General features: G+C 34.3%; 10 protein-coding genes and 1 tRNA gene. 4 read left to right on the top strand and 7 right to left on the bottom strand.

Going from position 1 to position 15,213, the window contains the following annotated elements; genetic code table 11:
* On the top strand, positions 1-299 hold a 299-nt coding region (locus AC3DU7_RS08615; RefSeq protein ID WP_488038939.1), incomplete at its 5' end, for a hypothetical protein.
* Between the two features lie 223 nt (positions 300-522).
* On the opposite strand, the gene AC3DU7_RS08610 is transcribed toward AC3DU7_RS08615, so the two are convergent.
* The 3 genes from AC3DU7_RS08610 to AC3DU7_RS08600 all read right to left on the bottom strand — a co-directional run bounded on the left by AC3DU7_RS08610 (position 523) and on the right by AC3DU7_RS08600 (position 4,319).
* A complete protein-coding gene (locus tag AC3DU7_RS08610; RefSeq protein ID WP_488038938.1) occupies positions 523-2,079 on the bottom strand; it encodes an Ig-like domain-containing domain in 1,557 nt (518 codons plus the stop codon).
* A gap of 191 nt (positions 2,080-2,270) precedes the next feature.
* Positions 2,271-3,077, bottom strand: a complete 807-nt coding sequence (locus AC3DU7_RS08605; protein ID WP_488038937.1) for a TIGR03943 family putative permease subunit — start codon at positions 3,075-3,077, stop codon at positions 2,271-2,273.
* A 147-nt stretch (positions 3,078-3,224) separates the two neighbouring features.
* Positions 3,225-4,319, bottom strand: coding sequence for a permease (locus tag AC3DU7_RS08600; RefSeq protein ID WP_488038936.1), 1,095 nt, complete (start codon positions 4,317-4,319; stop codon positions 3,225-3,227).
* Positions 4,320-4,513: 194 nt separating this feature from the next.
* Here AC3DU7_RS08600 and AC3DU7_RS08595 point away from each other — a divergent pair, with 194 nt between their 5' ends.
* Positions 4,514-5,578 carry a diguanylate cyclase domain-containing protein gene (locus tag AC3DU7_RS08595; RefSeq protein WP_488038935.1) on the top strand — a complete coding sequence of 355 codons (1,065 nt, stop codon included), beginning with the start codon at positions 4,514-4,516 and terminating at the stop codon, positions 5,576-5,578.
* Positions 5,579-5,896: 318 nt separating this feature from the next.
* Here AC3DU7_RS08595 and AC3DU7_RS08590 read toward each other — a convergent pair whose 3' ends face one another.
* Positions 5,897-6,514 (bottom strand): metal-binding protein, encoded by a 618-nt coding sequence (locus tag AC3DU7_RS08590; protein WP_488038934.1) that lies wholly within the window; start codon positions 6,512-6,514, stop codon positions 5,897-5,899.
* A gap of 414 nt (positions 6,515-6,928) precedes the next feature.
* On the opposite strand from AC3DU7_RS08590, the gene AC3DU7_RS08585 reads away from it, so the two are divergent.
* Positions 6,929-7,000 (top strand) — tRNA-Val (locus AC3DU7_RS08585).
* 294 nt (positions 7,001-7,294) lie between these two features.
* Here AC3DU7_RS08585 and kaiC read toward each other — a convergent pair.
* The 3 genes from kaiC to AC3DU7_RS08570 form a co-directional block, all read right to left on the bottom strand.
* Positions 7,295-8,854: a circadian clock protein KaiC gene (gene kaiC, locus AC3DU7_RS08580; protein WP_488038933.1), complete on the bottom strand. Its 1,560-nt coding sequence runs from the start codon at positions 8,852-8,854 to the stop codon at positions 7,295-7,297.
* 495 nt (positions 8,855-9,349) lie between these two features.
* Positions 9,350-9,664, bottom strand: a complete 315-nt coding sequence (gene kaiB / locus AC3DU7_RS08575; RefSeq protein WP_124155262.1) for a circadian clock protein KaiB — start codon at positions 9,662-9,664, stop codon at positions 9,350-9,352.
* A gap of 677 nt (positions 9,665-10,341) precedes the next feature.
* The gene (locus tag AC3DU7_RS08570) at positions 10,342-11,313 is read right to left on the bottom strand and encodes a circadian clock protein KaiA (protein WP_488038932.1); all 972 of its coding nucleotides are present in this window, start codon (positions 11,311-11,313) and stop codon (positions 10,342-10,344) included.
* A 431-nt stretch (positions 11,314-11,744) separates the two neighbouring features.
* Between AC3DU7_RS08570 and AC3DU7_RS08565 the strand changes: the two genes are divergently transcribed.
* A complete protein-coding gene (locus AC3DU7_RS08565) occupies positions 11,745-15,182 on the top strand; it encodes an ATP-binding response regulator (RefSeq protein ID WP_488038931.1) in 3,438 nt (1,145 codons plus the stop codon).
* The last annotated feature ends 31 nt before the right edge of the window (positions 15,183-15,213 follow it).

Below are 15,213 nucleotides of genomic sequence, written 5' to 3'. Positions count from 1 at the left end.
GAACCAAAGATTTTTTTAAAGGCAAAGTCAGTTTTGGGGCTAATAAATTTCATTTGATATACTCTCCTGAACTGAATATTATTTACCAAAAAATTGGGTTTAAAGCCTCCCCTTTTAAGGGGATAATAAATAAAAATTTTCCTGTTCGTCAATCCTCTTCTTTTCAAGGAGAGGTAATTCTAAATTCGCGCATTCTAAATTCTAAATTCTTGAAAATCTACTATACTTTAGTTAACCACTACTTGTACCAAAAAATGAGGTCCAAAGCCTCGCCTTTTAAGGAAATGAAAAGCGGTTGAGGGATGGCGAAGTTTCCTCGCCATATCTAATCGACCAAGAGAATATTCAGTTCAATATTTCAAGCCTCCGGCTTTAGTCGGAGATACTGATAACTGATACCTGATAACTAATAACTGATAACTGAAATTACCTTTTTTTATTCAATATTTCTTCTCTCTTCATTCTTCTTTCTTCCTTTTTTCCTCTCCCCTTTTCCTTACTTCTACCAATAGAATAGAATAGCTAAGGCAACCACTTAGGATTCAAACCAGTTTGAGGCAATTCTTCTGGTTTAAGCTGCCATGGTGAATCATCTTCTGGCATTTTTGAATCTAAAGGTAACATCCATAAACGACTAATTTTTCTAGTATTTTTTGTATTTTTTTCTTCTTCTTCTTGATTTGATATTGTCACCATTTGGTCAAATAATAATGCTAAACCATCCGGCGATAAATCTATATGAACTTTCTGTTGATTTGGCAAAATAACTAAAGGTCTTAATATATTTCTCTTAAGATCGAATGCTGCAATATAAGGTTGTTCTTGATACTCTTCTTCCTGCTCTACTACTTGAGTTAATAAACAATAAATAATTCTTTTATTTGGGTCAAATTCTGCACTGAGAACATTGCCATAAGGACGAGTTCGTAATACCTCTCGCTCCTCACCTTGATTAGTCACAATATAAAGCGATCGCGTCCCATCTTGATTATATTTTACCATGGTTGCCATGGAACCATCAGGAGCAAAATTTAATACTGTTCCAAACTTTGGTAAAAATACTAAATCCTCTGAATCTGTTTCTGGATTTATTGGTAAGATAGAGGTTCCTTCTCCTTGCAAAATTACTAAATTTTTGCTATCTGGGGTAATTAAAAAATCTCCACCTTTTTGAATTATTCCCTCTTTATTCGTTAAATGTTGTGCTTCTTTTCCTAACTCCAATACCCAAGGACCGGAATCGAAAACATCTTTTCTATTCACCCGTTGAATCACAATTTTTTGACCATCAGCAGATAAATCAAATTTCAAGTTTTGGTATTCTAAATTATCTAGAACTTTTTCGATTTTACCTACAGCTTCTGAGGATTTTGATGTGGCATCTCCAGGAGGATAATTAACCCCAGTTGTCACAGTATATATTTGTTGTTCTATCAGACTCGGAACTTCATTTTGCTTTTCAACTGCTGAAAATAAAATCTTTTCACCTTGGGGAAAAAATTTAAAATCCATTACTTCTAAATCTTTCGGACTTAGTATTATAGGTTGTTGCTTTTTAGTTAAATTAATTAAGATTAATCTGCCTTTTTCCTCTCCTTGAAAACCTATATAAGCAAATGCGCGATCGCGACTACTAAATAGACCTTGAAAAGGCTGCATTAGCTCCCCTTGATCTAAGCCATAAAATTTTTCTTTTGCTCCGGATAATTTCACTGTATACTGATTGCCATAAGGAGCAGGATCTAAAATAGTATAAGCCATTCTCCGACCAGCCCAACTCACTTTTCCTGGTAAAGGTGGTTCTATTATTAAGTTTTTTTCAACACTTGCATGATTCATTGGTCGATTAAAATTTAGTATAAAAGCTGTATCTTCAGCTCCTATTTTTTTATCTTGCCAGCTAAAGTCTTTTACTTTTGGAGCTGTACTTCCACCACCCACAAATAGCAGAAAAATTAACACAGTTAACCCGAGAATCAAAGTAATAGCAACTTTATCCAGAGGTTGTCGTAATTCCTGTGAAATAATATCTTGATTTTCGCGAAATAGATGATTAATTTTTTTTCTTAAATTTACCATTTATTTTTCCCTTATATCCCACATTTAAAAGTTTCGGAAAAGTTGAAAATTTTGCTTAATCATAGTAGTGCTTACGATAGTTGGAAGGCTTATTCTAAATATCTATAGAGGGTTATTTATAGGATTGCTATAATTAAGCTAATATAATACTATTTTTTCCTTCTTACTTCTGCCTTCTGCCTCCTTCCTTCTTAGTAATCATAAGGATTTTTGGGCTTAGGAATTGGTTCAATTTTAGATGGCGAAATTGTTAGTTTACGCTGACCATTCAGTTCATCAGTAATCATTTTACCTTCAATTTTCAACCAACCATCTTGAGGATATTTACTCCGACTTCTACCTTCTAGTAATCTAACTGGTAATCCTACTGGATAAGCATCAGCAGCACAACAAGTCAAAATAAATCTAGATATCCAAAAATATTGCTCAGATAATCCAGGAGGATAAATTACAAACCCAGTCACTTCAACTTTTTGATCATTATAAGCATCTGGTTCTGGATAAACATTTAAAATTCTAATCCATTCAATGAGCGATCGCTCTTCTGGTTTAGTGGCGCTACGAAATTCTTGAGGTTGAGTTCTAGTCACTGGCAAAGATTCTGTTAAGCCTCTTTGTAATGCTGTTTGACTAGCAAAAACTTGAGGAGTAATCATCAATGCCGATAGAGCTGATATTAATAATAAACTACTACTCCAACCAGGAGGAAAAAGATTAATATGCTGATTTTCAATACTGGTTAATACTTCTTTTGATTGTCTCTTAAATCTTTGACTTTTGCGAATACTCCATAACTCCCAAATTTTCAATCCGCCTAATAAAAGTAAAGCAATTCCAGCTCCCACTGTTAAACCAAAATAACGAGGATGAATTAATATGTATAACTTGCTTGTCATCCAATAATGCAATAATACAAAACCCCAAACAAAAATTGCTATAGCATCTATCCAAGAACTATATTTTTTGAGTATAAAAAAAAGTGACTTGTAAACTTTCATCTGATTAAAATTGCCCTAGTGAATAATCGTATCAAGTATCATTAATCAACCAAGGATAAAAAGATTTTTTCCGATAGACTGCTTCCGATTCCCTATTCCCTAAAATTTTTATTTTAGGTATTTTAAAGATACATGATATGAGTTAAATCAACTCAAATATAAATTCACAATCAAAGCCATAATAAAAGTTAATTGTGCTGCTAAAACCATTAAATAAATTACAGCTCGCGACCGAAATACTGATAATAACAAACCAACAGCTTTGATATCAATCATCGGTCCAAAAACCAAAAAAGCTAATAGAGAACCGCTAGTAAAAGTTGCAGCAAATGACAAAGCAAAAAAAGCATCCACAGTCGAACAAATAGAAACCACTGCCGCCAAAGTCAACATAGCAATAATTGAACTAATAGGACCTTGACCAAGACTCAGAATAAATTCACGAGGTGCAGCAACCTGAATCATTGCAGCGATCGCGCTACCAATAACCAAAACTCCACCCAAGTCTTGTAACTCTTGCACCATACTATTTAACAAAGATAAAAGCCGCTGTCTATCGGGTGCAACGAACAGAGATTTCCAGCTCATATCTTTCTTAGAAGTAGTTTGACTACTCACACCTAGTGGATTTTGAATAGTATTAGCTTCTACTTGCCAAAGTGGGATAGACTCCAGGGGTATAGAATTGGTAGATTGACCCAGAAAAAATGTTCCTGACTGTAAAAGAGGAGAAGTTTCAACTTCTGGAGAAACTGACTGTTGAGGTCTAGGCAATAGACGAGCAGTTGTAGGTTGCAATAATGGTCGCATATCCTTTTGTACGCTGAATACCCAACCAATAATTGTTGCTATTACTAGAGAAAAGACCACTCGTAAAACCACTATTTCTGGCTGGTCTCTAAAAGCGGTCCAAGTGGCCCAGATTACGATGGGATTTACTGTTGGAGCTGCCAATAAAAAACCAATAGCCACTGAAACTGGTACACCTTGTAGTAATAAACGTCGGGCAACCGGAACATTACCACATTCACATACTGGGAATAAAAAACCAACTAAACTTCCTACAAATGCTCCTAAAAGAGGGTTTTTAGGCAGATATGTAATTAATTTACGTTCATCAATAAACCACTGTAATATTCCGGATAAAATCACCCCCAGCAGTAAAAATGGTATTGCTTCTACCAATAAACTAAGAAAGAGGGTGAAAGCATTATTCAACTGATTTGTCAGTGTTGATGCCATATTTAGATTTACCCTTTAAATTTTATTTTTTCTAAATATTTGATTTTGCTCAAAAATCGCCTAGCGGTCCGTATTATTTAGATAACTATACATATATTTACAATGTAAGTATATACTAAGTAATCTAGATAATTAACTTATCTAGGTTTATACAGTTTCTTTTTCTTTTGACGTACAAATAATATTTCGGTTTTATGCTTAACTTATCTAGCTTTAAGCCCTCGATCTTACCAGCTGTTGAAAACTCCCTACCAAAAACTTTTCAAGAATTAACTTTACGAAATTTATCATTATATGATTTTCAACTTGACAGTAATCAATCAGGAGAAGTAGCTGCTTTGAGACTAGAAGCTGAACCAAGATTGCCAGGAATAATCTTAACTGAAGAGGGACATATCTCAGGAATGATTTCCCGACAGCGATTTTTGGAGTATCTGAGTCGCCCTTTTGGACGAGAATTATTTCTCAAAAGGTCTTTAAAGACTTTGCATCAGTTCGCTCATACAGATTTTTTAGTGATGCCTGGAGATACTAAAGTTATAGAAGCTAGTAGTAAAGCTTTACAGAGACCAACTAACCAAGCTTATGAACCAATTGTGGTTGAAATAGAACCCTATGTCTACAGAATTTTAGATGTCCATCATTTGCTGACAGCTCAATGTCATATTCATCAATTGGCCAGTAATTTACTCCATGAACTTTATCAAGAATTGGAGACAGCTCACCAAGAATTAGAGCGTCAAGCTTCTTTAGATGCCTTGACTCAAGTTGCTAATCGTAGAAGATTTGACGAATATCTAGCTCAAAAGTGGTTCCAAATGTCTAAACAGCAAAGCCCTATATCCATAATCATGGCAGATATTGATTGTTTTAAAGGTTATAATGACACTTATGGTCATCAAGAGGGAGATAACTGTATAAAACAAGTAGCCTTGGCAATTAATCAAGCTGTTCAAATGACAATTAATACCAAGAAGGAAAATTTAGTGGCTCGTTATGGAGGAGAAGAATTTGCGATAGTTTTACCTAAGATAAATGCTATTGATGCTGTTTCTATAGCTGAACAAATTCGTTCTCATGTTAAGTTATTAAATATTATCCATAAAGCTTCTGTTACTTCAAAAGTTGTAACTTTAAGTTTAGGAGTTGCTGCAACTATACCCCAATTAAGTAGCTCGCGAGAAGATTTAATTTCTGAAGCAGATCGAGCACTTTATCAAGCTAAAATAAAAGGCCGCGATCGCGTTCTCCTTAGTTAAGGTTAGCTCTGGATAAATTAAAAAATTTGAAACAAAATTTTTTTTATTAGTTGCATCTACTCTCATATCAGGTTTCATTAATTAGACGTAAATATTAATTATCTTCATCAATTATCTTGAGAATCTATCAAATTTCCCCCAACTCTAAATTCCTAACTCCCTAACAAATGTTATTTGTGGGTATTTAAAGAGGCATGATATAGCACTACAAGAAAAGAATTGGTTAAGACATTTTTCAATCCCTATTCCCTATTATTTAAATATTACTTAAATAGTTAAACTAAATTTTATAATTATAATTTCTTGAGTAAACTAATTTTATTTTTGAGTACGACGACTTCTAGGAGGAACAACTTTTGTGGAAGTCGATTTACGAGCACTAGACTTACGTCGCTGTTTCTGGAGTTTTACTTTGGGAAGTAAGCTAGATAAACCTTTAGTTTTGAAGCGTTTATAAACTGAACTACTCCAGTCACTCACAGAATGACTCATTGCACCAAGTTCCAAACCTACCAATAAAGCAATGACTTCTTGATAATGTAGGGAAAGCGATCGCCACAAGCTTTCTACAAACTCTAAAATACTCCATTCCAGCCCTAGTAATTCATCTATAATTAAACCAAATACAACTATCACTCCTAGCCATATCAAAACATATAGCAATCGTATTGCAGTACCAATTATCGGTCCGTGAGATAAAAAGGAACGATGATTCAGACTTGTTTGGTAGGGCCGCCAAAGCCACTTAAACCAACCCCACCTTTGAAATTGCCGAGAATTAATGTCCAAGTCTGGGCCAAACATTAGGCCACTGAACAAAAAGCCCCCAGAAACAAAAAAGGTTAAGTGGGTACTATGAATTAACCCAAAGCTTAAGCTTGTTACTATGGGTAAACTCCACAAGGTTATTCGGTCATGGGTGCGACCACTGGGCATAGTAGTTTTAATCTAGGCCAAAAAACGCATAATATATTTATCAAACTTAGCAGATATAGCACTAGGCACAAGTCAAAAATAAAAAGTCAAGAGCCAAAAATTAGAAATAATCCAGGACTAATATGATGTCTGGATAATTAGGGTTTGCTGAAAAAGTCTTTTAGTAAGGGTAGGAGACAGGAAATAGGAGTCTGGAGGAACGGGGAATTTACAGGAGGTAGGAGTAAGAATTATCCCAAGATTGTTCTACCTTATGCAGCCCAAAATACTAGCTTTTTGCAGCTCTTTGCACCGAAAAGCTGGTACTTTTTTCAACCCTCCAGCTTTAGTCGGAGGTACTGATAACTGATAACTGATAACTGATAACTGAAATGACTTGCATATTTAGTGAGATGTGTTATACTTATAAAAGTTGGGCGGTTAGCTCAGCGGTAGAGCGCCTGCCTTACAAGCAGGATGCCACTGGTTCAAATCCAGTACCGCCCATAGAGTAAATCTGCGTTGCTCAATACTGGGATGATTTCGGCTGATACGGAGACACGTGGACACGGGAATTATTGTTTCAGCTCTCTGGCAAAACCATCCTGCAATTATGCAATGCCAATAAATCTAGTTATTAGTTAACTTCATGGTAATTATTTTTTACCTATTAATTATGGCTTGCTGATGAAAACTTAAAGCACAGACAGATAAAGGTTTCAGCCTTTTTAGAGATAATTCTATAATTACTTCAATCTCCCCTACTCCCCCACTCCCCCACTCCCCCACTCCCCTACTATCTTATTCTTCTGGTGTCTTCTCTTGAACTCCCTGTATTATTCTAGATAATTCACTTTTTTCATTAACTGTAATTCTAGTTGGAGAGCCACTAATAATTCTTTCATAACTACGGAAAGAATCTTTAATCGCTGGACCATTTGATGTTATTGTGTATTCTCTAATTCCTTTATCGTGCCATGAACCACGCATTTTGAAGACGTTAATAGCCCGGGACATTTCACCACGAATTTCTACATACTGTAGCATAATGATTGTATCGGTAATAGTAGAAATATGAGTATTCGTAATAGAATGAGACCCCATAAATTGATCGGTCGTATTAGTAAAAAAGCCTGTTATTTCTTCTTGCTTGGCAAAACCTGTAACCCCAATCACAAATTGTCTGAAGGCATTATTACTTACTCCTCTTGCTAAAGCAGATAGAGAATCAATAGCTATTCTAGAAGGTTTAAAGTTCGCAATTTCTGATTTAATAATTTGTAAATGGTCTTCTAAACCTGCTGACTCTGGGTAGCTACACAAGATTCTTAATAATCCCTTTTTTTCTAATTCTTCAAAATCTATACCCCAAGAATAGGCATTACGAAATAATTGAGCGCGAGATTCTTCATAGGCAAAAAGCATCGCAGGCTCATTATTTGTACAGCCATTTTCTAAGAATTTACTTACTAAAAGAGTTTTTCCTGTACCTGTAGCTCCAGTGGCTAATATAATAGAATCTTTAAAGAAACCACCTCCACACATTGTATCTAGAATATCATCTCCAGAGGAAACTCTAACATTTGAAGAACGTTGAGTTAGTCTCATTGCTCCTAGTGGGAATATATTTACACCATCATTAGTAATCGTAAATGGATATTCCCCCTTCATGTGGGTTGTACCCCTAAGTTTTAAGATTTCTATAGTTCGCCTTCTACGCTCGCCTTCTAGAGCATTACGGACTATGACAACATTATCCGAGACAAATTCTTCTACTCCAAATCTTGCTACTGGGCCATATTCTTCTACTCTTTCAGTAGTCATAATTGTTGTTGCACCAACTTGTTTTAGTCGGGCAACTAAACGAAATATTTCTCTTCTGACTACAGAAGCAGCATCATATTGTTGAAATACAGCAGTTACTGAATCAATAGAAACTCTTCTTGCTTTGTATTTACGAATAGCATATTGAATTCTTTCTATTAAGGCAGATAAGTCAAAGTTTCCTACTATATCTTGTCCTTCTGGATCGGGAGAAGCGTCTAATATAAATAATTTCCCATCATTAACTAATTTCTGTAAATTCCAACCAAAACTGTAGGCATTTTTAATAATATCGTGGGGAGATTCTTCGAAGGTTACAAATACTCCTGGTTCATCAAAATAGATAATTCCATTATAAAGAAATTGAATAGCAAGCAATGTTTTACCAGTTCCAGATGTACCACTTACTAATGTAGTCCTGCCAACTGGCATCCCCCCATGACTGATGTCGTCAAAACCCTCAATCATGGTCCGAATCTTTTCAACTCCTACTGTTGCTATTTCATCTCTTTTAATAGATTCACTATTTTCATTCATACTTTTATCTGTTGGAATGTAAAAAAAAATTAGCTATCCGCAAATATATAAATATATCTACATATATCAAGATTGTCGAATCATAATGTACAGCGTTTTTAATTTTGGTGGAAGACAGAGAAATCTACTCTCTGGATTTGGTCTTCAGGCAAAAGTTTATCAAAATAATATGGGTCTAAAACATCGCCTTTTAAGGCGAAATATTTTTGGATAGTTGCTCAAATCCCCTATTTCTCCTCCTGGCTCCCTTCCTGGAGAGGGGCGGGGGTGGATTAACTTCTGACTGTAATGAAGTGTGTCTTACATTTTGGAGGGGCTGTGTGCGAAATTACTTCTGCACTTTATACACCCCGTAGGGGACCTCAGAATTACACACTCGCTTCTGACTTCTGACTTCGTTAAATGCCATACCTCAATGAAAATCGCGACTTATGTCCAGAGTATTTATATCACAAAATACTAAAATTTATGTAAATTGTATCAATAAGTTCATTTTTAGAGATTAAATTCGTCTTCATTGAGTTCCTCATAAAGTAGGTCTAACCCAATTAATACCTTTTCTCTATCTGAAAGATCCCCAATGATTTTTCTCACAGGTGGGGGCAATATTTTTGACAAAGTTGGTGTGGCCAATATTTTATCCTCTTCTGCTAATTGAGGATTTTTGAGTACATCTATGACTTTAAGGGCATAAACTCCTTGAAATTCTTGCTCAAGGATTTCTTTGAGTGTCTTTAGGGCTCGCACAGAATTAGGAGTATTTCCAGCAACGTACAATTTTAAAACGTAGGTTTTCTTCAGGGGACTCATAGTTATTCTGTAGTGATTTTTGGCTGTTTGAGGAGTTTTTTCTTGATGAACAGAGGTTTTAACTATGTTTAAATTTTACAAAATTTACAAAAAAAAATTATATTTTTTATTCATTTAAGGCGGAAAGTAGTAATAAGTAATACCGTTTCACTAAAGTCAGAAGTTAAATTAATGAAATCTAAAATTTTTACTATAAAGTAATTTCAGCTTATTATTTTACTTCATCAGTTACCAACTATTTGCGACATTTTTTAAGTGAATTGGTAGTAAGGATATTTACTTTTGCCTACTCTTGTTTAATATTCCACACTTCATCTTTACATTAATCATTCTGGATGAAGTTTAATCCCCCCTCGATTGACTCAAGTCTCATACGTTCCAAATCCAACGATTCTTCTACCCGATTTCCCTGTTCAATTTGAAGGTTCATTTATTCATTAGAAATGTATTTGATAATGTAAAAATATTCTACTTCTATTAAAGGTACATTATTTATTTGCAAAGTAAAATTTTAGTTCAAGAATACTTTACCTATGTAGTTATCTTGAAGGTTCTTAAGCTTACTTATATATTTGTACGTTTATAAACTTTGATACTGACTTTTCATGAGTATCTAGGCTATCATTGCAGCGACAGAATATTGAGCTAGTTAATTTTTATTTTATAATTTAAATTTTTTAAGATTCTCTAGGAATAGAACGTCGATACATTTCACACAGATGTGCTATGGTATCTATTAGAGTTAATCGGTAATCAAGTAATATTTCCTCACTACGTCCTTCTAACTGCAATTGTTTAGAAAATTCATCCATTAAATCCATGTGAATTTCTACAATTTGTGTTACAGGAATATCTGAGAAAAAACATAAATTGACAAACTCGTCTATTTGATTGTTAACGGAAATATCTTTAGAAAAATATTTAAGAACAATGTGACGGTATTCTAAGTTAAGTTTATCTAAAAACTTATGACGCTCCTCTGGAGGCATATTCCTAATGAAATTCATGGGATTCCTTTTGTAATACACACCTAGGTATCCTAATCTTTCTCTTAATTTTTCAGACAGTCTACGTTGCTGTTGATGGAGTAAATTTTTGGTATTCTCATTGGTAATTTTACTGGACTGTTGAGACTTGTATGTTGAGGAATTACTTGGAGAAAGTGTCAGAAAATTTTGAATTGACTGCCCAATATAAAAATCAATTTGGCTTAGTTGTTCTATGAATAATGAAACTTCTGCTTTGTGATAAATAAAACTTAAATCTTGATGCTGTTCCTGAGATTTAGTAGGATTAGTATGAGCTAAATTATGATTTTCTCGATCGTGTTTAGATTTAAGTTGTTTGATTATTACAGCAGGTAGTAAAATTGATTTATCTTCCAATTTATTAATCAAAGCAGTTAGTTCAGAATACTCTTGGAAAATCAGACAATCTATGTTACTATTTTCCTCAACGAGCTGAAAAAATTCTCTTGAAGAATTAGTCAGTGCCACAAGATAGCGATCGCTACTGAGTAATTTCATTACTGAATTAGCAAATTGATCGTTATGTAGGTATACACAGACAGATATTTTAGTAGACAAAGGTTTAGGTAAAGTAGCTAAATCTGGGTTAGGGTTGGAATCTGTAATCTGAGAAATCTCCATTACAAAATAATTACTATATTAAACATCTAAACACAAATATTAACAAATATTAACACATATCCTCTCTATATTTTCTTTGTCAGGAACATAGCATAAAAAATATAGCTTGATTATGAATAGTATTTCCTAAATTATATTTAATTTCCCAGCCCAGGAATATATCTAACATAGCACCAACTTAACGGAATTGTATCAGCATATAAAGTATTTATTTCTGTGGCGATTGTCAATCGGGATCAAGATTTTAACTAACTAAAAATTATAGAAGAGAAGTTTCCTAGTAAGTGTTAACGTAGCTATTTTTAATAGTCTTGTAGTATCGATGTGGGGATAATTAGGTTTAGTAATAATGGCCTAAATTTTGGTTGGGTTAGTCAAATACGCTCATCGCTAAAGAAGTTACTCTCAGCATATTATATGCTCTAACTGTCATGTCAATGGCCTACACTACTCTAAAAAAATTTATATACTCTATACCAATCTGCTTACACACAGAAAACTTGCAGGTAGTATGGTCAATCTTCTGTAAAGAAAAATACAATGAGTTAGTAGTAGTAAATCATCAGTACAAACCGCTAGGACTAATTTACTTACATAATTTAATTCCCGATATAGATTTAAAGCCTGAAAATCAATCTTCTCAAAATCATGTTCTAACTTTGAATTGGCAACAACCTCTATCTGAAGTAGACTCTTTAACACTGAATGGCCTGAGAGTATTGTCAGCAGATTTAACTATTACTCAGTTATGGCCATATCTCCAGGCACAATCGGAAGGGCAAATTAATGAAGAATTTGATACTTTAGACCTTGCACATCCTAGTACACCTATTGCAGTGGTAGACAGGGAAGGTAAATTTTTAGGACTACTAGATACCTGGCGTCTACTAGAATTTATTGCGACAAATCAAGCTCTAGAGGCAACATTGAGTAGCAAAAATTGTATCTCTGCTACAGAAAATTTGAAAAATACGTATGGGAAATTCTTACCTACGCCTACTCCCAATAAAAATTTACCCCAAACAACAGCAGATACTTCTTCCTACCACTATTTATTATTAGATCTTTTGGAAAAGCTACCTCTACCTCTAATGTTGCAGAATAATAAAGGCGAAATTATTAAGCAAAATCTGGCATGGCGCTCTCAGATAACAAAAGAATCTGATTTGATGAAAATTGCAGATGCAGTTGTTAGTCTATCTGGCAAAAATATCAAACAACAATCAACAGAAGTCACAACCCCAGATTCTCTAGCAGCAGTGAAAGATATAATTACATTTTCATGTCCAGCTACAACTAATTGGAGATTTTCTCCTGCAACACTTTTACAAGAACGAGCAAATTTACCAGAATCAAATTTTGCTTCTAGCTTTTGTTATTACACTCAACCAAATACCTATCTTTGTACTTGTCCTCAAGAAAATGGCCAGGAACGAGTATGGCAGTTTAGTAGTCAACCATTATTTGACTTAACATTAATTTTAGCTCAGGATGTCACAGAGCAACGCTTAATAGCAAAAGAGTTGGAAGCTAAAAATGCTGATTTGATTCAGCTTAATCGACTTAAGGATGAATTTTTGGCTTGTATTAGCCATGAGCTGAAAACACCGTTAACTGCTGTATTGGGTTTATCTAGTTTGTTGAAGGAGCAAGCTCTGGGCACTCTGAATGAACGTCAAGCTCGTTATGCTCAATTAATTCATCAAAGTGGTCGTCATTTAATGGCTGTAGTTAATGATATTTTAGATTTGACTCGCATGGAAACAGGTCAGATGGAGTTGAATTCTGAACCTGTGGATATTCAGAAAGTTTGCGATCGTGCTTTTCAAGAGGCTTTACAACTTCAGAAGAAAAATCCTCAAGATTCATCTTCCTCCTCACTACCTGATTCTTTCAAAGCAAAGTATACACTGGAAATAGAATCTGGTCTAAATAGTTTTATTGCGGATGAATTGCGTTTACGTCAGATGTTGATACATTTGTTATCCAATGCTTTGAAGTTTACTTCAGCAGATGGTAAAATGGGATTGAAAGTAGCTACATGGGAAAAGTGGATAACTTTTACAATTTGGGACTGTGGTATTGGTATTCCATCAGATAAGCAACATTTGATTTTTCAGAAGTTTCAACAATTAGAAAATCCTCTGACTCGTCAGTTTGAAGGAACTGGTTTAGGTTTAGTATTAACTCAACGTTTAGCTCGTTTACATGGTGGGGATGTTACGTTTATTTCTCAGGAAGGTAAAGGAAGTGAGTTTACGTTAATTTTACCGCCAAGTCCGCCTCCAAAAGATTTAGGAACTGAAGGATGGGAAACAAATGATTATCTCAAAGAGCAAGGATTAATTCCTACTAGGCCAAGTGAAGTTGGTACAAAAAAACATAATAAATTACCTGTTAATAATCACGAATTACCTGTTATTAATTATTCATCTCGTTTAGTTTTAATTGTTGAAGCAGTGCCACGTTTTATTGAGGATTTAACAAGTAAATTAACAGGTTTAGGTTATCGAGTTGTTATAGCACGTTCTGGCACAGAAGCGGTTGAAAAGGCGCGAAAATTACAACCAAAATTTATATTTCTTAATCCATTATTGCCTCTTTTATCGGGTTGGGATGTATTAACTCTGCTGAAAACGGATGTTGATACTTGTCAAATTCCTGTAGTAATAACTGCTACTAGAGGAGATAAGGAAAGAGGTATAAATAATGGTGCAAATAAGTTTTTAAGTTTACCTGTGGAGCAATTAGAATTAGAAGAAATCCTGGCAGAATTCCCTGATTCAGGAACACAAAATCATCATCAAAAGTTAGTAATTCTGCGGTTAGTTCCAGGTAAACATGAGTCTCAGCAGTCTAAAGAAGAAAACTATATTTATGAGAATAAATTTCTTTTATTGCCAGGAGAATATACAGTAATAGAAGCTGATGATTTAGCTCAAGCAAATTTACTTGCCAATATTTGGCAGCCTAATGTCATTCTCATCGAAAAAATTAGTGATTCAGTAAGTCCAGTTAAATTTATTAATAAACTCAGTCAATATCCTGCCTTAAAAACTATTCCTTTAGTAACCCTAGATTCTGAAACTACTCAAGTAGCTAATCAAGTTAAAGAATTGTCTGTGTTTCCTTGTTTAGCTTTTGAAAAAAATGATCATAATTTAACAGAAACAACACTTGATTATGAATATTTAACCTCTGCGTTGTGTCAAGTAATTTCTATTGCTGCGGGTATGAGTTGGCTGCCAACTATATTGGTTATGGATGTGGCAAATATTAAAGATTTTACAGTACCTTTAAAAGATATCTTGTCTCACAAAACTACAGTTAGTTGGTCGGACTTGAGTCAGGAAAAAAAGGAGCTAAATTTGGAAGATAATACTTTTAATTCACCAAATTTTTCAGAGTTAATACCTCATGTAGAAGTTGGCAATCAAAACTGGGATAAAATTACTAAGGAAAGTGGGAAATATGCTAAAAAAACAAAATTACCAATTGATAGTACACAGGTATTAGTTCAGTATCTTGAAACTTCTGGATTTAAAAGTTTAATTGGTAAATCTTGGATTGAGGTTTGGCAGCAGTTACAAAATCAAAGTGTAGATTTACTACTAATTTGTTTGCAGGATAAATTACCATTAGGATTAGACCAAGCATTATCTAATTTAGAGCAAATTGTGGCAAAACCTCCGATTTTGGTCTTAGAAAATTCTCATTATCAATTACCAGAAAATCTGACACGAAAAAATCTAAATTTAGTCTTGAGCAAGATAGCTACAAAAATTTTACCTTCTGATTTATCTGTAGCAGATTTATTAGAACAAATTAAGCATTATGTGATGTTTGAGGGAGTAGGGAGTAGGGAGTAGGGAGTAGGGAGTAGGGAGTAGGGAGTAGGGA

This window comes from Okeania sp. (genome assembly GCF_983059655.1).
The sequence above is the reverse complement of the archived record's forward strand: the minus strand, read 5'-3'. Positions and strand labels throughout refer to the sequence as shown.